This is a genomic window from Serratia sp. Ae19-1 (genome assembly GCF_059801225.1).
Genome location: NZ_JBCHWD010000002.1, coordinates 363140 through 381025, shown reverse-complemented (window position 1 = coordinate 381025; position 17886 = coordinate 363140). Strand labels below are relative to the sequence as shown.

Genomic DNA, 17886 nt, shown 5'->3' with positions numbered 1-17886 from the left:
TTTACGCTGATTTAGCCGCGAAGGAAATGGGAAACCGATGAGTAAGCCACCGTTATTTTTTGTCGCCGTGATTGCGTTGATCGCCGTGCTGGCCACGCAACGCTACTTCAAGCAGCGGCAGCAGGAGGCGGAAAACGATCGCGCGCCGATGCGCAGTCTGCAGGTGACGGTGAGCGACAAACGCGCGGTGCCGGTCACCAAGACCCGCGCGCCGCAGCGCGAGCCGTTGGTCAATGAACCGATGAATTACGAGGTGGTGTTCAGCCCGGTACAGGGAGGTGAAGACATCCAGTTGCGGCTGAAGCAATGGCAGTACAACCCGATAGAAAAGGGCGCGCAGGGCACGTTGAACATGCAGGGCACGCGCTTCGTCTCGTTCACCGCTCAGCCGTAGCGGTCACTTCTTCTTGATGGGCGGCTGTTTCTTTTGCCAGGCCAGCAGCTCGAACACGCCAAAGATAAAGATCTTGGCCTCTTGCCAGTAGCTGATCGGCTGATCCTTCGGCTGGGTGGATTTCAACAGCACCAGTTGCAGGCCGTGCATCACCACCATAAAGAACAGCGCCACGTCGATGAAATACTTCAGCGGCTTGGGAAATGGATGGAACAGGTTAGAGAGCAGGAAGCCCCACACGCACAGCATCAGCAGGCGGCCCAGATTAATCAGCATGGTCGGTTTTCTCTTGCGAACGAATATAAAGGCGATAGGCCACCTGGCCGGCGACCTTTTCCCGGTGCAGCTGCCAGCTGGCAGGCACGTCCGCCGCGGCGCTTTCCGCCTCGGCTTCTACATAGATCCAGGCCTCGTCGGCCAGCCAGCCACGTTGCTCCAGCAACAGAGCGGTTTCCGCCAGCAGGCCTTTGCGAAACGGCGGATCGAGGAACACCACGTTGAACGGTTGGCCATCGCCCGCCAGCCAGCTCAGCGCGTTGGTGTTGATAACTACCCCTTTGCCCTGCAGCAGCGCCAGATTTTTTTCCAGTTGCTGCGCCACCGGCCGTTCGAATTCCAGCAGCGTGGCGCTGCCGGCATAGCGCGACAGCGCCTCCAGCCCCAATGCGCCGCTGCCGGCGAAACAGTCGAGGCAGCGTGCGCCCTGAATCACAGGCGCCAGCCAGTTGAACAGGGTTTCGCGTACCCGATCGGTGGTGGGGCGCAGCCCCGGGCTGTTCGGCACCGGGAGTTTGCGACCGCGCCATTGGCCGCCGATGATGCGGATCTGTCCGGCTGCGGCCTGGGGCGGTTTTTTGGCCGCCGCCCGTGGCGAGAGTCTTGTCATAAGCGTTGTTTGGTTTCTTTCGCGGCGCGGGGCCGCCGAGGTTAACGAAAAGTTGTCCCTATTCTACCGGTGACGGGCGTCGGGGGGAACGGTAAAACGTTGTTGTCTGATTTCACGCCGGAAAGCATGCCGGATGCGTGTTGCTGCGCGAGGGAAAGTGATAGACTCGGCGGATTATTGTCAGCATATATCCTTCAGGTATGTAGGGTAAGCGAGCCTTCGGTACGGAGTAGAGTCATAACATGGCAAAAGATAAGAAACGTGGGTTTTTCTCCTGGCTGGGCTTTGGCCAGAAGGAGAAGGAAGAAGAGCAACAGCAACCTGAGCCGTCGGTAGAGCAGGCGGAACCTCAGGCCGCGGAGACGCCGGCTGAACCGGTCGCCGCCAAGCTGGACGACAAGCTCCCCGCCCAGGAATCTGAACCTGCCGCCTCCGTCGACACCCCGGGAGAGTGGGATAACGGTCAGGCCGGCGAGCAAATCGCAGAAAATCTGCCTGCGGCGGCCGAACATCCGGCGGCGCAAGCGCTGGCCGAAGAGATCGTCAGCGTTACCGAACAGGTGGCGGCGCAGCAGCAACCTGTCACCGAACCCGAGCCGGTCGTCGAGCCAGAGCCGGTCGTTGAACCCGAGCCGGTCGTCGAACCCGAGCCGGTTGTCGAGCCAGAGCCAGTCGTTGAACCCGAGCCGGTTGTCGAGCCAGAGCCAGTCGTTGAACCCGAACCGGTTGTCGAGCCTGAGCCGGTCGTTGAACCAGAGCCGGTCGTTGAACCTGAGCCGGTCGTTGAGCCTGAGCCGGTCGTTGAGCCTGAGCCGGTCGTTGAGCCTGAGCCGGTCGTCGAACCTGAGCCGGTTGTTGAACCCGAGCCAGTCGTTGAGCCAGAGCCGGAAGCGGAAGAAGAGCCGCTGGAACCCGTCGTGCCGGCCGCTGCGCAAGAGCAAGAGCGCCCGACCAAAGAGGGGTTCTTCGCGCGCCTGAAGCGCAGCCTGCTGAAGACCAAGCAGAACCTCGGCTCCGGCTTTATGGGGCTGTTCCGCGGCAAAAAGATCGACGACGACCTGTTCGACGAGCTGGAAGAACAGCTGCTGATCGCCGACGTTGGTGTGGACACCACGCGCAAGATCATCACCTCCCTGACTCAGCACGCCAGCCGCAAGCAGCTGAAAGACGCCGAAGCGCTGTACGGCAAGCTGAAGGAGGAAATGTCCGAAATTCTGGCCAAGGTCGATCAGCCGCTGGATGTCAGCGGGAAAAACCCGTATGTCATCCTGATGGTCGGCGTGAATGGCGTGGGTAAAACCACCACTATCGGTAAACTGGCGCGCCAGTTCCAGGCGGAAGGCAAGTCGGTGATGCTGGCGGCGGGGGACACCTTCCGCGCCGCGGCGGTGGAGCAGCTGCAGGTGTGGGGCGAGCGCAACCGCATTCCGGTGGTGGCGCAGCATACCGGCGCGGATTCCGCTTCGGTGATCTTCGATGCGGTGCAGGCCGCCAAGGCGCGTGGCATCGATGTCTTGATCGCCGATACCGCCGGCCGTCTGCAGAACAAATCGCATCTGATGGAAGAGCTGAAGAAGATCGTCCGCGTCATGAAAAAACTGGACGACCAGGCCCCCCATGAGGTTATGCTGACGCTCGATGCCAGTACCGGCCAGAATGCGGTCAGTCAGGCGAAATTATTTAATGAAGCCGTGGGCTTAACCGGCATCACGCTGACTAAACTGGACGGTACCGCCAAGGGCGGGGTGATCTTCGCCATCGCCGATCAGTTCGGTATCCCGATTCGCTATATCGGCGTCGGGGAAGGCATCGAAGATTTGCGGCCGTTTAAGGCTGACGATTTTATTGAGGCACTTTTTGCCCGAGAGGATTAATACGGATGATTCGCTTTGAACAGGTCAGTAAAGCTTATCTGGGCGGACGGCAAGCGCTGCAGGGGGTAGATTTCCATCTGCGCCCAGCGGAAATGGCGTTTCTGACCGGCCATTCCGGCGCGGGGAAAAGTACCCTGCTGAAACTGATTTGCGGTATCGAACGGCCCAGCGCCGGCCACATCTGGTTTGGCGGTCACGACATCAGCCGTTTGAAAAACCGCGAGGTGCCGTTCCTGCGCCGGCAGATCGGCATGATCTTCCAGGATCACCACCTGCTGCTGGATCGCACGGTGTATGACAACGTGGCGATGCCGCTGATCATCGCCGGCGCCAGCACCGAAGACATCCGTCGCCGCGTCTCCGCCGCGCTGGATAAGGTCGGTCTGCTGGATAAAGCGAAGAACTTCCCGATTCAGCTGTCTGGCGGTGAGCAGCAGCGTGTGGGCATCGCCCGTGCGGTGGTGAACAAACCGGCGGTGCTGCTGGCGGATGAACCGACCGGTAACCTGGACGATGCGCTGTCGGAAGGCATTCTGCGCCTGTTTGAAGAATTCAACCGCGTCGGCGTGACCGTCCTGATGGCGACGCACGACACCGGGCTTATCGCCCGCCGCAATTACCGCATCCTGACGCTGAGCCAGGGCCGCATGCAAGGGGGCGCTCACCATGGCCAATAACGCAAAAACCGCCAAGAGCAAGGCGCTGCGCGGCGGCTGGCGCGAACAGTGGCGTTATGCCTGGATGAACGCCATCAAAGACATGCTGCGTCAGCCGTTGGCGACGCTGCTGACGGTGATGGTGATCGCCATTTCCCTGACGCTGCCGAGCGTGTGCTACATCGTGTGGAAAAACGTCAGCACCGCGGCCAGCCAGTGGTACCCGACGCCGCAGTTGACGGTCTACCTGGATAAATCGCTCGATGACGATGCGGCGCTGAAAGTGCTCGACGCCATCAAGGCGGAAGCCGGGGTGGAGAAAGTGAACTACCTGTCGCGTGAAGAAGCGCGCGGCGAATTCCGCAACTGGTCGGGCTTTGGCGGCGCGCTGGACATGCTGGAGGAGAACCCGCTGCCGGCGGTGGCGATCGTCACGCCGAAGCTGAGCTTCCAGAGTTCGGACACCCTCAACACCCTGCGCGATCGCGTAGCGGCGGTGCAGGGCGTGGAGGAAGTGCGTATGGATGACAGCTGGTTTGCCCGCCTGGCGGCGCTGACCGGCCTGGCGGGCCAGATCGCGGCGATCATCGGCGTGCTGATGATCGTGGCGGTGTTCCTGGTGATCGGCAACAGCGTGCGTCTGAGCATTTTCAGCCGTCGCGACACCATCAACGTGATGAAGCTGATCGGCGCCACCGACGGCTTTATTCTGCGGCCGTTCCTCAACGGCGGAGCGATGCTGGGCTTTGCCGGCGCGCTGCTGTCGCTGGTGCTGTCCGGCGCGCTGGTGTGGCAGCTTGAGTCGGTGGTTACCGGCGTAGCCAAGGTGTTCGGCACCACCTTCACCCTGCACGGGCTGGGTTGGGATGAGGCGCTGCTGCTGCTGATCATCTCCGCGATGATCGGTTGGATCGCCGCCTGGCTGGCGACGGTGCAACATTTACGCCGATTTACACCACAGTAAGATTTTTTTGGTATACTCTTCTCCTGCTGCTTTTGATCGCGTTGCGGGAGAAGAGTGACCTCAAGCGAAGTCAGCACCACCCTCTCTTCTTAGCGCACAAATTCCCTATCGGCCTGTACCCTCGTCACGTATTGTCAGCAACAATGCTTGCAAAAAAGGGTGAACTTATAGGGCGGAGTACGGTCAAAAATTGCAGCAAATGTTAAGGTGCCCGGCGTGTGGAACCGCTTTTGCTTCAGCAACTGCCGTAGAATCAATCATTTCCCCGCTGTAATAATCACCTGCATGATTTTGTATTCTCATAGAGAGGGTTTGAATGACCAAAGAAATGCAAACTTTAGCCTTAGTACCCCAAGGTAGCTTGGAAGCCTATATCCGGGCAGCCAACGCCTATCCGATGCTGACGGCAGAGGAAGAGCGGGAGCTGGCTGAACGGCTGCATTATCAGGGCGATCTGGATGCCGCTAAGCAGCTCATCCTGTCTCACCTGCGCTTTGTCGCTCATATTGCCCGCAACTATTCAGGCTATGGTCTGCCACAGGCGGATCTGATTCAGGAAGGCAATATCGGCCTGATGAAAGCCGTTCGCCGCTTCAACCCTGAAGTCGGCGTGCGTCTGGTTTCCTTTGCGGTGCATTGGATTAAGGCGGAAATCCACGAGTACGTATTGCGCAACTGGCGCATCGTAAAAGTGGCGACCACCAAAGCGCAGCGCAAGCTGTTCTTTAACCTGCGCAAAACCAAACAGCGTTTGGGCTGGTTCAACCAGGACGAAGTGGAACTGGTGGCCCGCGAGCTGGGCGTAACCAGCAAAGACGTACGCGAGATGGAATCTCGCATGGCAGCGCAGGACATGACTTTCGATCCGACTCCGGACGACGAGGCCCGCGACGGCCAGTCGATGGCGCCGGTGCTGTACCTGCAGGACAAGAGTTCTGACTTCGCCGAAGGCATCGAGGAAGATAACTGGGAAAGCAACGCCGCAGACAAGCTGGCCTATGCGCTGGAAGGTCTGGACGAGCGTAGCCAGCATATCATTCGTGCCCGTTGGCTGGACGACGACAACAAGTCGACGTTGCAGGAGCTGGCCGATCAGTATGGCGTTTCCGCCGAGCGTGTGCGCCAGTTGGAAAAGAACGCCATGAAGAAACTGAAAATGGCGATCGAAGCCTGAGTTGACGCGATATTCGAAAAAAAGCCCGGCAAGCCGGGCTTTTTCATGCCTGAAATCCGGCGTTATGGCGCTACGGCGGCGAAGTCCGGCGCCGGGCAGTCGTAGCCGAATTTCGCCGCCCACGGGTAGCGGGTGCCGGTGTTGATGTAGCGCTGATAAAGCGCCCGGCCGGTTTTGGCGTCACGCTTGATAACCCAGCTGGCGGCGTTACACAGCACGGCGGCGTAGGCCTGGCTCTTCGGCGGCAGCAAATCGGCCGCCTGTTGCGCCAGCCCCACCGCCTGCCAGCGATAGTGCAGGAAACGGTTGTCTTCCGGCGGCAACGCCGCCTTGGCGCGCGCCGCTTCTGCGCTGTCGATCCAGCTTTTATGCTGCAGCTCGCGAGTATCGAACGCATCCCCCAGATAGGAATAGCCGGCACCATAGATGGCGTAGTCCGGCGTCATCTCATAGCCGGTAAATTCCAGCCCCTGGGTGCGCAGCAGGTTGGCGGCGCGATAGTAAGCCTGCGCACGCGCCAGTGGTGCGGCGGATTTGTCCTTGGCGGCCTTCAGCTCGTCGGCGTACTGCTGCGCCGACTGCCGGTAGTTGGGGATATCGAAGTAGGCCAGCGCCTCCGGGGCTCTTCCTACGCGCATCAGCCGCCGCGCCAGCAGTTCGCGCAGCTGCACCTCCGGCGTGATCTGCTGGCCGCCGTAGTCGTCCGGGTTAACCGGCTTGAGTGGCGTCGTCGGCGCCGGGACGTGCTTATCGACAAAGCCTTTCAACTCATCGACGGTCAGCACCCGCTCCGCCACATCGGCCACGTCGGCCCAATAGAGTGCTTTGCCGCGATACAGCAGGTCCATCGCCTGCAGATAGTCGCCGCGGTTCAGCGCCAGAATGGCCTGTTCGCCGGCCACCCGGCATTCGGGCACGATGGTTTCCGCGACAAAGTCGGCGTTGCGCTGTTCGCCCCAGCTTTCGTCGGCGGGGAACGCGCTTGCCGCCTTGGCGTAGGCTGCGGTGGCGGCTTTCACGTCGCCGTCGCGCAGCGCCATTTTCGCGCGCAGCCACCATGCGAGGCCGCTGTCACCGGCGTTTTTCAACAGGCTTGCCGCCATCGGGTACTGGCCGGAGCGGTAAGCCAATGCCGCCAGCCGATCGCTGCCGGCGAAGCCGCTTTTCACGGAGCCATCCAGCAGCGCCAGGATCTGGCTGATGATCTGCGCGGAGCGGCTGTTACCGTTGGTATCTGCCATTTGCAGGTTGCCGCTGCGGGCGAATAGCTCAATGGTTACCAACTGCTGGATCAAGGGATCGCCGATCGCCTGTTTCAGCGTGTCCAAATGATCGGGGTTGACCAGGAAGCTGGAGACGTACTGCAACGACTGCCCGCCGCTCGGATCGCCCTGCGCCGCCTGCTGTGCGTACAGGTGGGTGGCGGGGGTGACCTCACCCAGCCACAGATGGATGCGCGCCTGCTGCCCAAGGCTGCTCAGCGCCAGCTGATCGGGATCGGCGGCGCCGCCTTTCACCCGGTCGATCACCTGCTGGAATGCCGCCAGCGCCTGTTCAAGTTCGGCTTTGGGCGGATGCTCGGCGGCGGGAGCCGCTTCACCAGATTCATTCACCGGCGTACCGTGGTCATCCATCAATACCCGCCCCAGCGAATACTGCGCCCGCAGTCCCCAATCGCCCTGCTCGGCGGCCGGCAGCTTCAACACCTGCTGGAAATAGTCTGTGGCGCGCGGATCGTGGCTGGCGAAAGCGACGGCCCCCAATTGATAAAGACGCGCGGCATTGGATAACCCCTGGGTATTGACGGCGTCGGCTTCTTCCACCGTATTGGCGGCGCGCATTTTGCCGATCGCCACCGTTTCCAGCGACTGCGGCATCGGTTTCGGCGGCATCGGCGGCGGCGGGGCCTGCCAGTGCGGCAACTGACTGTCCGCCGGCACCAGCCGGCCGGCTTCGAAGGCGAAATTGCCCTCCGGCATATACAGCAGGGTGCCGTTGCGGTCGATCAGCAGCCGGTTAGGGAAATCCGGGCCGCAGGCATAGCCGTTCAGCGGCAGCGTCAGCGCGGCACCGATCAGCATGGCCAGCGGAAGAAGGCGGCGGGTGTTCCGTGCCGCGCGCGTATCAAGGTGTGACAAGGGTGCCTCCTGGCGTCAGTTGTTGGCAGCGCAGCCAGCCCAGCGGCCGGGATTGCCCGGCGCGCAGCTGATCGCTGCTGATGCGGATAAAACGCTGCCGTTGCGGTGCGGATTCCAACCGGTAGCTACCGACCGCGTCCGCCGCCAGACAGTCGTCGGCGCGGATGAGCACTTCTTGCGGCAGCGGGGCGTCCACCGGCCCGTTGTTATGAATTATCAGATCATACAGCCCGTTTTGCTGTGGCTGAGGCCTAAATTTTACCTGCCAGTCGACGTTCAGTGACCGCCGTTCGATCACCGCTCGTAGCGTAGCGAGCGACCAGGCGCGCCGATCGTCCGCCAGCGGCAAGCGGAACCAGATAATGCCGCGCAGCCGGGGCGGCGTTTGCTGCGTCAGCGTTTGCAGAAAATCGGCGATCTGCCGCGGCGCGACCGTCAGCTCGCGGCCGTTGCCCGCCACGCGCAGCGAGGATTCGCTCTCCACCTGTGCGCCCTGCGCATCAAAACCCAGCAGCGCCATGCCATAGGCCGGCAGCGCGACGCGAAACGGCTTCGGTGTGACGGCGGCGTACTGCCGTACCCAGCGCAGCGCCAGCGGGCCGTCAAACAGCCCTTGCTGTGGTGAGAGCACCGCGTGTACCTGCAGGACGGAGCTATCGGCCTGTTGCAGTATGCCGGGCAGGTCGGGTGAGCCGATCCAGGCCGGCAGGGCGGTAATGCCGAGTTGCAAAGAGGCGGGCAGCCGTTGGCGCAGCTGCTGCAGAAAACGTTGATAGTCGGGCAGGCGAGCGGTGGCGGCGTCATGATCGATCTCGACGCCGGTGACGTGCAGCCCGGCCGTCTGCCAGCGCTGGGCCAGCGCCAGCAAACGCTGGATAATGGCCGCCTGGTCCAACTGCGGCAGCTGGCCGTCAAGGCGCGCCACCAGCCACAGCGGGCGGCCGTCCTGCCGCAGCAAGCGAAGGTCGGCCGGGATTTCTCGCCAACCTTCGCCTGGATGCACCTGCAATGCCAATACTCGCAGCTCGGTGAACAGATCGCGGCTGTGCGCCAGCGCATCGGCGTGTTGCGGCGTCCAGACCCGCTGCCAGACATAAACCTGCTGATCCCAGACAGGGGGCAGGCGCAGCGCCTGCTGGCGCCCGGCGAACCAGGCCGCCAACCCCAGCGCAATCAGCACCAGCGCCGCCAGCCGGCGTTTCATTTTTGCCAGAGATCGCCCTGCGGTGCGAAGCCGCAGGCGCGCATGAAGTTATCGACTTCGCCGCGTTCGCGCGGCGTCAGACCGGCAGTCGACAGCTGCCAGTGGGCTGCCTGCGGCAGCTGACGCTGCGCATCCTGCACCAGGTAAAGACCGACGCCGCGGCGGCGCGTCACTTCACGGACCAGCAAATCCTGCAGCTCGGCGCGGTCGTCCTGCAGCACGATTTTTACCGCGCCCAGCAGGCGCTCGTTAAAGCGGGCGGCGAACAGCGCTTTGCCGTCGTTCAGCCAGTTCTGCCACTGTTCCGGCTGCTGGTGCGGCCAAATTTTACCGAGGTCGATAAGGTCTTGCGGGGACAGCGCGGTCAGGCGCTCGATGGTCAGTTTCATGCAGAATTTCCGCGCAGCTAAATGATGCCGACAGTGTAATAGATCTTGTGCAGAGCGTTGTGTAAGTTTTTCTGTACGATTACTGTGCAATATGTTTTTTGCACGGGGCATTTTCCGAGTAAATAGTTAGTAAAGGGATTGTTAACCAGCACAACGCGCTACGCCTCAAGGTAAACAGCGCAGATTTAATTCGAATTTTATCCTGTTTACACCGCTTGTTTCTGCCAGATGAAGTTGATTTGCAGCAGAAAATTCCTGTTTAATGGCATGAAAAATAAAGTCTTATTAGAAAATAATGCCGACAAAACGCCTAAATCATTATTACTTATAACAAAAGCGGTCAATAACGATCGGGCGCAGGCAAACACAACAGGTACGTTCACAACGACAGATGGGGATTTGCGGATGAAATTAACAACAGGTAAGGCACTGCTGGCGGGTTGTATTGCGATGGCCATGAGCCAGGCGGCCATGGCGAAAGACATCAAGGTGGCGATCGTCGGGGCGATGTCCGGCCCGGTGGCGCAGTATGGCGACATGGAGTTTACCGGCGCGCGCCAGGCGATCGCCGACATCAACGCCAAGGGCGGCATCAAGGGCGACAAGCTGGTCGGCGTCGAATACGACGACGCCTGCGACCCGAAACAGGCGGTTGCGGTCGCCAACAAGGTGATCAACGACGGCATTCGCTACGTAATCGGCCACCTGTGCTCCTCTTCCACCCAGCCGGCGTCCGATATCTATGAAGACGAAGGCGTGATCATGATTACCCCGGCGGCCACCAACGCCGATCTGACCACCCGCGGCTACAAGATGATCCTGCGCACCACCGGCCTGGATTCGGATCAGGGCCCGACTGCCGCCAAGTACATCCTCAGCGACATCAAACCGAAGCGCATCGCCGTGGTGCACGATAAGCAGCAATACGGCGAAGGCCTGGCGCGCTCGGTGCGCGACAGCCTGAAAAAACAGGGCACCGAAGTGGCGATGTTCGAAGGCATCACCGCCGGCGACAAAGACTTCTCCACCCTGGTGGCGCGCCTGAAGAAAGAAAATATCGATTTCGTGTATTTCGGCGGTTACTACCCGGAAATGGGCCAGATCCTGCGCCAGGCCAAACAGGCCGGGTTGACCACCCGCTTCATGGGGCCGGAAGGCGTGGGTAACTCCTCGCTGTCCAACATCGCCGGCGCCGCCTCGGAAGGCATGCTGGTGACGCTGCCGAAACGCTACGATCAGGTGCCCGCCAACCAGCCGATCGTCGATGCGTTGAAAGCCAAGAAGCTGGATCCGACCGGCCCGTTCGTCTGGACCACCTATGCCGCGCTGCAGTCGCTGACCACCGGCATGGAGCGCAGCGGCAGCCAGGAACCGGCGGACATCGTCAAGGCTCTGAAAACCGGCAAGCCGGTTGACACCGTGATGGGGCCGTTGAGCTGGGATGACAAGGGCGACCTGAAAGGCTTCGAGTTCGGCGTGTTCGAGTGGCATGCCAACGGCACATCCACACCGATCAAATAAGCCATAATGATTAGGGTGGGGCGCAGCGCGCTGCGCCCGGTGGGTCGGCTTGCCGGCCCCGCTTCCCTTTACCTGCCGGTTCTCCGCCGGCGGGTTTCGCAGCCAAGGGTTCAGAGTATGTCAGAGCAACTCCTCTATTTTCTGCAGCAGATGTTCAACGGCTTAACGTTGGGCAGCACCTATGCATTGATCGCCATCGGTTACACCATGGTTTACGGCATCATCGGCATGATCAACTTCGCCCACGGCGAGGTGTACATGATCGGCAGCTATGTCTCCTTTATCGTCATCGCCGCCCTGATGATGCTCGGCATCGACGTCGGCTGGCTGCTGATCGGCGCCGCGTTCCTGGTCTCGATCGTCATTGCCAGCGCCTACGGCTGGAGCATCGAGCGGGTGGCCTACAAGCCGGTACGCAACTCCAAGCGCCTGATTGCGCTGATCTCGGCCATCGGCATGTCGATATTCCTGCAAAACTACGTCAGCCTGACGCAGGGTTCGCGCGATCTGGCGCTGCCCAGCCTGGTGACCGGCCAATGGGTGCTGGGGGAAAGCAACGGCTTCGCCGCCACCATCAGCACCATGCAGCTGACCATTTGGATCGTGACCTTCCTGGCGATGTTGGCGCTGACGCTGTTTATTCGCTATTCGCGCATGGGGCGCGCCTGCCGCGCCTGCGCGGAGGACCTGAAGATGGCCAGCCTGCTGGGCATCAACACCGACCGGGTGATCTCGCTGACCTTCGTTATCGGGGCGGTAATGGCGGCGGTGGCCGGGGTGTTGCTCGGCCAGTTCTACGGCGTCATCAACCCTTACATCGGCTTTATGGCCGGTATGAAAGCCTTTACCGCCGCGGTCCTGGGCGGCATCGGCAGCATTCCCGGCGCGATGATCGGCGGCCTGGTGCTGGGCGTGGCGGAGGCATTGACCTCCGCCTACCTGAGCACCGAGTACAAAGACGTGGTGTCGTTCGCGTTGCTGATCGTGGTGCTGCTGATCATGCCGACCGGCATCCTCGGGCGTCCGGAGGTTGAGAAAGTATGAAACTCAATCTGCTTAATGCGCTGATCGCCACGGCGGTGCTGTTTGTGATGGCGTCGTTCCTGATGGGCATGCAGCTCAGTCTGGACGGCACCAAACTGGTGGTACACGGCGCGGCGGAAGTGCGCTGGATGTGGATCGGCATCGGCTGCGCCATCGTCTTTCTCTTCCAGCTGTTGCGCCCGCTGATGCAGCAGGGGCTGAAAAAGGTCTCCGGCCCGGCGTTCGTGCTGCCGAGCTTCGACGGCACCACGCCGCGGCAAAAGCTGTTGGCGGCTCTGCTGCTCGTCGCGGCGGTCGCCTGGCCGTTCCTGGTGTCGCGCGGCACGGTGGATATCGCCACGCTGACGCTGATCTACGTGATGCTGGGCCTCGGCCTCAACGTGGTGGTGGGTTTGTCCGGTCTGCTGGTGTTGGGCTATGGCGGTTTCTACGCCATCGGCGCCTACACCTATGCGCTGCTGAATCACTATTACGGCCTCGGCTTTTGGGAGAGCCTGCCTCTGGCGGGCATCGTCACCGCCGCTTTCGGCTTCCTGCTCGGTTTCCCGGTGCTGCGGCTGCGCGGCGACTATCTGGCGATCGTGACGCTCGGCTTCGGCGAGATCGTGCGCATCCTGCTGCTGAACAATACCGAGATCACCGGCGGGCCGAACGGTATCAGCCAGATCCCGAAACCGACCTTTTTCGGCCTGGAGTTTAACCGTAGCCTGCGCGACGGCGGTTGGGATACCTTCCATAACTTCTTCGGCCTGAAATACGATCCGAGCGATCGCATCGTGTTCCTGTACCTGGTGGCGCTGCTGCTGGTGGTGCTGACGCTGTTCGTCATCAACCGCCTGCTGCGCATGCCGCTGGGGCGCGCGTGGGAAGCGCTGCGTGAAGACGAGATCGCCTGCCGCTCGCTGGGCCTCAGCCCGACGCGCATCAAGCTGACCGCCTTTACCATCAGCGCCGCCTTCGCCGGGTTCGCCGGCACGCTGTTTGCCGCGCGCCAGGGGTTCGTCAGCCCGGAATCCTTCACCTTCGTCGAATCGGCCTTCGTGTTGGCGATCGTGGTGTTGGGGGGCATGGGGTCGCAGTTCGCGGTCATTCTGGCGGCGATCCTGCTGGTGGTGTCGCGCGAGCTGATGCGCGATCTGAATGAATACAGCATGCTGCTGCTGGGTGCACTGATGGTGCTGATGATGATTTGGCGGCCGCAGGGGTTGTTGCCGATGAAACGGCCGCAGCTGAAGCTGCAGGCGGCGGATATTCGCGCGGGCAAGGGGGAGCAGGCATGAGCGTTCAACCTTTACTGCAGGTGGAAGGCCTGTCGATGCGTTTCGGCGGGCTGCTGGCGGTCAACAATGTGGCGTTGACGCTGAACGAAGGCGAAATCGTATCGCTGATCGGCCCCAACGGCGCCGGCAAGACGACGGTGTTCAACTGCCTGACCGGTTTTTACCGCCCGACCGGCGGCACCATCAAATTGCGCGATCGCCATCTGGAAGGGCTGGCGGGGCAGGCCATCGCCCGTATGGGCGTGGTGCGCACCTTCCAGCACGTGCGGTTGTTCCGTGAAATGACGGTGATCGAGAACCTGCTGGTGGCGCAGCATCAGCATCTGAAAAGCGGCGTGTTCGCCGGACTGCTGAAAACCCCGGCCTTCCGCCGCGCCGAAGCCGAGGCGCTGACGCGCGCGGCGGAGTGGCTCGAGCGCGTCGGCCTGCTGGATATGGCCAACCGTTCGGCGGGCAACCTGGCCTACGGGCAGCAGCGGCGGCTGGAGATCGCCCGTTGCATGGTGACCCGGCCGGAGTTGCTGATGCTGGACGAACCGGCCGCCGGCCTTAACCCGAAAGAGACCGATGAGCTGGATCATCTGATCGTCGAGCTGCGTGACCGGCATAAGGTATCGGTACTGCTGATCGAGCACGACATGAAGCTGGTGATGGGCATTTCCGACCGCATTTATGTGGTGAATCAGGGCACGCCGCTGGCGCAGGGCACACCGGCGGAGATCCGCAACAACCCGGACGTGATCCGGGCTTATTTGGGCGAAGAATAATATGTTGTCATTCAATCAGGTATCCGCCCATTACGGCAAAATTCAGGCGCTGCATCAGGTCAGCCTGACGATCAGGCAGGGCGAAATCGTGACGTTAATCGGGGCCAACGGCGCCGGTAAAACCACGCTGCTCGGCACCCTGTGCGGCGAACCGCGCGCCAGCGAAGGCAGCATCATCTTCCTGGATCAGGACATCACCCAGTGGCAAACCTCGCGCATCATGCGCGAGGCGGTGGCGATCGTACCGGAAGGGCGGCGCGTCTTCTCGCGCATGACGGTGGAAGAAAACCTGGCGATGGGCGGCTTTTTCGCCGATCGCCAGCAGTATCAACAGCGCATCGAACGGGTGTTCACTCTGTTCCCGCGCCTGCTGGAGCGGCGTAACCAGCGCTCCGGCACCATGTCCGGCGGCGAGCAGCAAATGTTGGCCATCGGCCGCGCGCTGATGAGCCAGCCGAAGCTGCTGCTGCTCGACGAGCCCTCGCTAGGGCTGGCGCCGATCATCATCCAGCAGATCTTCGACATCATTCAGCAGCTGCGGGAAGAGGGCATGACCATCTTCCTGGTGGAGCAAAACGCCAATCAGGCGCTGAAATTGGCGGACCGCGGTTATGTGCTGGAAAACGGCCGCGTGGTGTTGGAAGATACGGGGGCTGCATTGTTAGCCAACGAAGCAGTGAGGTCGGCGTATCTGGGCGGTTAATCCGCCCCCCTACGAATTAAAATAATCAGGTACGAGAAGAAGAAATGAAGACAGAAGGGTTACTCGCGCAGCGCATCGTTAACGTAAAAAGTTCGGCCATCCGTGAATTGCTTAAGCACAGCAAGATGGAACACGTCATTTCGCTGGCGGGCGGCATCCCCTCTGATGCGCTGTTCGATTTCGAAGGATTGAGCATCGCCACGCAGCAGGCGATCACCGAACAGCCGAAAAGCGCGTTCCAGTATGGCTTGACCGAGGGCAGCCCGCTGCTGCGTGAGCGCATCTGCGCGCTGTGCGCCGAGCGCGGCGTCACCGCTCGCGCGGAAGAGGTGATGGTCACCGCCGGCTCTCAGCAGGCATTGGATTTGGTGATGCGCGCCATCGTCAATCCGGGCGACGTGTTCGTGGTGGAGCGCCCGACCTACCTGGCGGCGCTGCAAACGCTGGAACTGGCGGAGGCCAACATCATGTCGGTTTCGTCCGACAGCGACGGCATGGTGGTGGAAGAGTTGGCCGAGCTGCTGAAAACCCAGCGCATCAAGGGCGTGTACGTGGTGCCGAACTTCGGCAACCCCAGCGGCATCACCCTGAGCGCCGCGCGCCGCGAACTGCTGGTGAAGTTGGCCGCCGAACATAACTTCCTGATCATCGAAGACGATCCGTACGGCGAGCTGCGCTTCACCGAAGAGCGCCACCCGACGCTGCATCAGGTGTCGCAGCGGGTGCTGGGCAACACCGACCACATCATCTATACCTCGACCTTCTCCAAGATCCTGGCGCCGGGCCTGCGGTTGGGCTGGGCGATCCTGCCGCCGTTCCTGCTGCATAAAGTGGCGATCATCAAACAGGCGGCGGATCTGCACGCCAGCGCGCTGTCGCAGAGCATCGTCGAGTGCTACCTCGGTTTGGGCCGCCTGCCGGCGCAGATCGACAAGATCCGCGCCGCCTACAAACAGAAGGGCGAGATCCTGGCCGGTTTGGTGGAACAGGAACTGGGCGACTACATCACCTTCGATAAGCCGAAGGGCGGCATGTTCCTGTGGGCGCGTTTCCGCCAGCCGTTCAACGCCACCGAATGGCTGAACGCCACCCTGCAGCAGGGCGTGGTGTTCGTGCCGGGGGAATACTTCTTCTCCGACAACCCGGATCGTTCGACCTTCCGCCTGTCGTTCGCCACCGCCACCGAGCAGCAGATGCAGGAAGCGGTGGCGCGTCTGCGCCGTTCGCTGTAATCCTCGCGGCGGCGGAGCACATGCCCGCCGCCGACATCAAACCGCCATCTTCACTTCACCTTGCCGTCATGTGGCTGTCATGTAACGGTTATTTTTCTGTCATCCGAGCATGGCATGTTATCCCCCGTCATCTTTCGAGCCGCAGCGTTGTTGGCTGCCCGGCTGCCCCCCTGTCACTTAGTTAGCTAAGCTCCAGGGTGCCAGCAGGTTGCCGCCTGGCTGCAACTCGAAAGCTATAGGGGGCACTCCCTCATCAAGAATTGATTCTTTTCGCTCACGCGCTTTTACACCAGCTTTTTTCAGGAGTTAGGCATGCTCACCTACGCTATTCGCAAAACTACGCTGTGCGTCGCGTTGACCCTGGCGGTCAGCACTCAGGCACTGGCGGCGACCGAGATCCCGTTCTGGCATTCGATGGAAGGTGAACTGGGTAAGGAAGTGGATTCCCTGGCGGATCGCTTCAACCAGACGCACAGCGACGTCAAGATTGTGCCGGTTTATAAAGGCAACTACGAACAGAGCCTGGCGGCGGGCATCGCCGCTTACCGCTCCGGCAAGGCGCCGGCGATCCTGCAGGTTTACGAGGTGGGCACCGCCACCATGATGGCCAGCAAGGCCATCAAACCGGTCTACGAAGTGTTCAAAGAGGCCGGCATCAACTTCGACGAATCGGTGTTCGTGCCGACGGTAGCCGGCTATTACACCGACAACAAGAGCGGCCATCTGCTGTCGCAGCCGTTCAACAGCTCCACGCCGGTGCTGTACTACAACAAAGATGCCTTCAAGAAGGCCGGCCTGAACCCGGATCAGCCGCCGAAAACCTGGCAGGAACTGGCGGCGGATACTGCCAAGCTGCGCGCGGCCGGCATGAAATGCGGCTACGCCAGCGGCTGGCAGGGCTGGATCCAACTGGAGAACTTCAGCGCCTGGCACGGCGTGCCGTTCGCCAGTGAAAACAACGGGTTCGGCGGTACCAACGCCAAGCTGGAGTTCAACAAGCCGCTGCAGGTCAAGCATATCGAGCTGCTCGAAGCGATGAACAAGAAGGGTGATTTCACCTACTTCGGCCGCAAAGACGAATCCACCGAGAAGTTCTACAACGGCGATTGCGCCATCACCACCGCCTCTTCCGGTTCGCTGGCGGACATCAAGCACTACGCTAAATTCAACTACGGCGTCGGCATGATGCCTTACGATGCCGACGCGAAAAACGCGCCGCAGAACGCCATCATCGGCGGGGCCAGCCTGTGGGTGATGAACGGCAAAGACGCCGCCACCTACAAGGGCGTGGCCGAGTTCCTGCAGTACCTGGCGCAGCCGGAAATCGCCGCCGAATGGCACCAGAAGACCGGCTATCTGCCGATCACCACCGCGGCTTACGATCTGACCAAGCAGCAGGGCTTCTACGACAAGAACCCGGGCGCCGACGTTGCCACTCGCCAGATGCTGAACAAGCCGCCATTGCCGTTCACCAAGGGCCTGCGCCTGGGCAACATGCCGCAGATCCGCAGCGTGGTGGATGAGGAGCTGGAAGGCGTGTGGACCGGTAAGAAAACGCCTCAGCAGGCGCTGGACGCCGCCGTGCAGCGCGGTGACGTGCTGCTGCGCCGTTTCGAAGCGTCGACCAAGTAATCCTGTGTCGCGGGCCCGGTAGACCGGG

General features: G+C 61.4%; 17 protein-coding genes. 12 read left to right on the top strand and 5 right to left on the bottom strand.

All coding sequences use genetic code 11. The features are described from left to right. Window positions 1-37 precede the first annotated feature (37 nt). Entirely contained in the window at window positions 38-394 is a 357-nt protein-coding gene (locus AAIE04_RS07160) for a DUF2500 domain-containing protein (protein ID WP_015376283.1), read from the top strand. Window positions 395-397: 3 nt separating this feature from the next. On the opposite strand, the gene AAIE04_RS07155 is transcribed toward AAIE04_RS07160, so the two are convergent. Then, window positions 398-670 carry a DUF1145 family protein gene (locus tag AAIE04_RS07155; RefSeq protein WP_004934327.1) on the bottom strand — a complete coding sequence of 91 codons (273 nt, stop codon included), beginning with the start codon at window positions 668-670 and terminating at the stop codon, window positions 398-400. Continuing rightward, window positions 660-1280 (bottom strand): 16S rRNA (guanine(966)-N(2))-methyltransferase, encoded by a 621-nt coding sequence (gene rsmD / locus AAIE04_RS07150; protein ID WP_498576720.1) that lies wholly within the window; start codon window positions 1278-1280, stop codon window positions 660-662. Before rsmD ends, AAIE04_RS07155 begins: the two co-directional genes overlap by 11 nt. A 242-nt stretch (window positions 1281-1522) precedes the next feature. Here rsmD and ftsY point away from each other — a divergent pair, with 242 nt between their 5' ends. The 4 genes from ftsY to rpoH all read left to right on the top strand — a co-directional run bounded on the left by ftsY (window position 1523) and on the right by rpoH (window position 5948). After that, window positions 1523-3154, top strand: a complete 1632-nt coding sequence (ftsY, locus tag AAIE04_RS07145; RefSeq protein ID WP_498576719.1) for a signal recognition particle-docking protein FtsY — start codon at window positions 1523-1525, stop codon at window positions 3152-3154. A 5-nt stretch (window positions 3155-3159) separates the two neighbouring features. Then, window positions 3160-3831: a cell division ATP-binding protein FtsE gene (ftsE, locus tag AAIE04_RS07140; RefSeq protein WP_004934337.1), complete on the top strand. Its 672-nt coding sequence runs from the start codon at window positions 3160-3162 to the stop codon at window positions 3829-3831. Then, a complete protein-coding gene (ftsX, locus tag AAIE04_RS07135) occupies window positions 3821-4774 on the top strand; it encodes a permease-like cell division protein FtsX (RefSeq protein ID WP_019455313.1) in 954 nt (317 codons plus the stop codon). The genes ftsE and ftsX overlap by 11 nt, the downstream gene beginning before the upstream one ends. 316 nt (window positions 4775-5090) lie before the next feature. Beyond that, window positions 5091-5948: an RNA polymerase sigma factor RpoH gene (rpoH, locus tag AAIE04_RS07130; RefSeq protein ID WP_004934345.1), complete on the top strand. Its 858-nt coding sequence runs from the start codon at window positions 5091-5093 to the stop codon at window positions 5946-5948. A 62-nt stretch (window positions 5949-6010) separates the two neighbouring features. On the opposite strand, the gene AAIE04_RS07125 is transcribed toward rpoH, so the two are convergent. Genes AAIE04_RS07125 through panM form a run of 3 tightly spaced genes read right to left on the bottom strand, consistent with a single transcriptional unit; the run spans window position 6011 to window position 9679 of the window. Next, a complete protein-coding gene (locus AAIE04_RS07125; protein ID WP_498576863.1) occupies window positions 6011-8029 on the bottom strand; it encodes a hypothetical protein in 2019 nt (672 codons plus the stop codon). A gap of 43 nt (window positions 8030-8072) precedes the next feature. After that, complete coding sequence (locus AAIE04_RS07120; RefSeq protein WP_498576718.1) at window positions 8073-9290, bottom strand: DUF3142 domain-containing protein; 1218 nt, start codon at window positions 9288-9290, stop codon at window positions 8073-8075. Further along, window positions 9287-9679, bottom strand: coding sequence for an aspartate 1-decarboxylase autocleavage activator PanM (gene panM, locus AAIE04_RS07115; protein ID WP_019455310.1), 393 nt, complete (start codon window positions 9677-9679; stop codon window positions 9287-9289). The genes AAIE04_RS07120 and panM overlap by 4 nt, the downstream gene beginning before the upstream one ends. Window positions 9680-10084: 405 nt before the next feature. On the opposite strand from panM, the gene AAIE04_RS07110 reads away from it, so the two are divergent. The 7 genes from AAIE04_RS07110 to ugpB all read left to right on the top strand — a co-directional run bounded on the left by AAIE04_RS07110 (window position 10085) and on the right by ugpB (window position 17858). Further along, complete coding sequence (locus AAIE04_RS07110) at window positions 10085-11200, top strand: branched-chain amino acid ABC transporter substrate-binding protein (RefSeq protein ID WP_498576717.1); 1116 nt, start codon at window positions 10085-10087, stop codon at window positions 11198-11200. A 117-nt stretch (window positions 11201-11317) separates the two neighbouring features. Next, the gene (gene livH / locus AAIE04_RS07105) at window positions 11318-12244 is read left to right on the top strand and encodes a high-affinity branched-chain amino acid ABC transporter permease LivH (protein ID WP_019455308.1); all 927 of its coding nucleotides are present in this window, start codon (window positions 11318-11320) and stop codon (window positions 12242-12244) included. Beyond that, complete coding sequence (locus AAIE04_RS07100) at window positions 12241-13524, top strand: high-affinity branched-chain amino acid ABC transporter permease LivM (protein ID WP_019455307.1); 1284 nt, start codon at window positions 12241-12243, stop codon at window positions 13522-13524. The genes livH and AAIE04_RS07100 overlap by 4 nt, the downstream gene beginning before the upstream one ends. Further along, window positions 13521-14291: a high-affinity branched-chain amino acid ABC transporter ATP-binding protein LivG gene (gene livG, locus AAIE04_RS07095; protein ID WP_154747355.1), complete on the top strand. Its 771-nt coding sequence runs from the start codon at window positions 13521-13523 to the stop codon at window positions 14289-14291. The genes AAIE04_RS07100 and livG overlap by 4 nt, the downstream gene beginning before the upstream one ends. 1 nt (window position 14292) lies before the next feature. After that, complete coding sequence (gene livF, locus AAIE04_RS07090; RefSeq protein WP_019455305.1) at window positions 14293-14994, top strand: high-affinity branched-chain amino acid ABC transporter ATP-binding protein LivF; 702 nt, start codon at window positions 14293-14295, stop codon at window positions 14992-14994. 44 nt (window positions 14995-15038) lie between these two features. Then, window positions 15039-16226 carry an aminotransferase-like domain-containing protein gene (locus AAIE04_RS07085; protein WP_019455304.1) on the top strand — a complete coding sequence of 396 codons (1188 nt, stop codon included), beginning with the start codon at window positions 15039-15041 and terminating at the stop codon, window positions 16224-16226. Between the two features lie 312 nt (window positions 16227-16538). Beyond that, complete coding sequence (gene ugpB, locus AAIE04_RS07080; protein ID WP_498576716.1) at window positions 16539-17858, top strand: sn-glycerol-3-phosphate ABC transporter substrate-binding protein UgpB; 1320 nt, start codon at window positions 16539-16541, stop codon at window positions 17856-17858. The last annotated feature ends 28 nt before the right edge of the window (window positions 17859-17886 follow it).

Coding starts and splice junctions, on each gene's coding strand:
- livF (WP_019455305.1), top strand. CDS start 14,293: ATGTTGTCATTCAATCAGGTATCCGCCCATTACGGCAAAATTCAGGCG.
- ftsE (WP_004934337.1), top strand. CDS start 3,160: ATGATTCGCTTTGAACAGGTCAGTAAAGCTTATCTGGGCGGACGGCAA.
- ugpB (WP_498576716.1), top strand. CDS start 16,539: ATGCTCACCTACGCTATTCGCAAAACTACGCTGTGCGTCGCGTTGACC.
- AAIE04_RS07085 (WP_019455304.1), top strand. CDS start 15,039: ATGAAGACAGAAGGGTTACTCGCGCAGCGCATCGTTAACGTAAAAAGT.
- panM (WP_019455310.1), bottom strand. CDS start 9,679: ATGAAACTGACCATCGAGCGCCTGACCGCGCTGTCCCCGCAAGACCTT.
- AAIE04_RS07120 (WP_498576718.1), bottom strand. CDS start 9,290: ATGAAACGCCGGCTGGCGGCGCTGGTGCTGATTGCGCTGGGGTTGGCG.
- livH (WP_019455308.1), top strand. CDS start 11,318: ATGTCAGAGCAACTCCTCTATTTTCTGCAGCAGATGTTCAACGGCTTA.
- AAIE04_RS07100 (WP_019455307.1), top strand. CDS start 12,241: ATGAAACTCAATCTGCTTAATGCGCTGATCGCCACGGCGGTGCTGTTT.
- AAIE04_RS07160 (WP_015376283.1), top strand. CDS start 38: ATGAGTAAGCCACCGTTATTTTTTGTCGCCGTGATTGCGTTGATCGCC.
- ftsX (WP_019455313.1), top strand. CDS start 3,821: ATGGCCAATAACGCAAAAACCGCCAAGAGCAAGGCGCTGCGCGGCGGC.
- rsmD (WP_498576720.1), bottom strand. CDS start 1,280: ATGACAAGACTCTCGCCACGGGCGGCGGCCAAAAAACCGCCCCAGGCC.
- AAIE04_RS07155 (WP_004934327.1), bottom strand. CDS start 670: ATGCTGATTAATCTGGGCCGCCTGCTGATGCTGTGCGTGTGGGGCTTC.
- AAIE04_RS07110 (WP_498576717.1), top strand. CDS start 10,085: ATGAAATTAACAACAGGTAAGGCACTGCTGGCGGGTTGTATTGCGATG.
- livG (WP_154747355.1), top strand. CDS start 13,521: ATGAGCGTTCAACCTTTACTGCAGGTGGAAGGCCTGTCGATGCGTTTC.
- ftsY (WP_498576719.1), top strand. CDS start 1,523: ATGGCAAAAGATAAGAAACGTGGGTTTTTCTCCTGGCTGGGCTTTGGC.
- rpoH (WP_004934345.1), top strand. CDS start 5,091: ATGACCAAAGAAATGCAAACTTTAGCCTTAGTACCCCAAGGTAGCTTG.
- AAIE04_RS07125 (WP_498576863.1), bottom strand. CDS start 8,029: ATGCTGATCGGTGCCGCGCTGACGCTGCCGCTGAACGGCTATGCCTGC.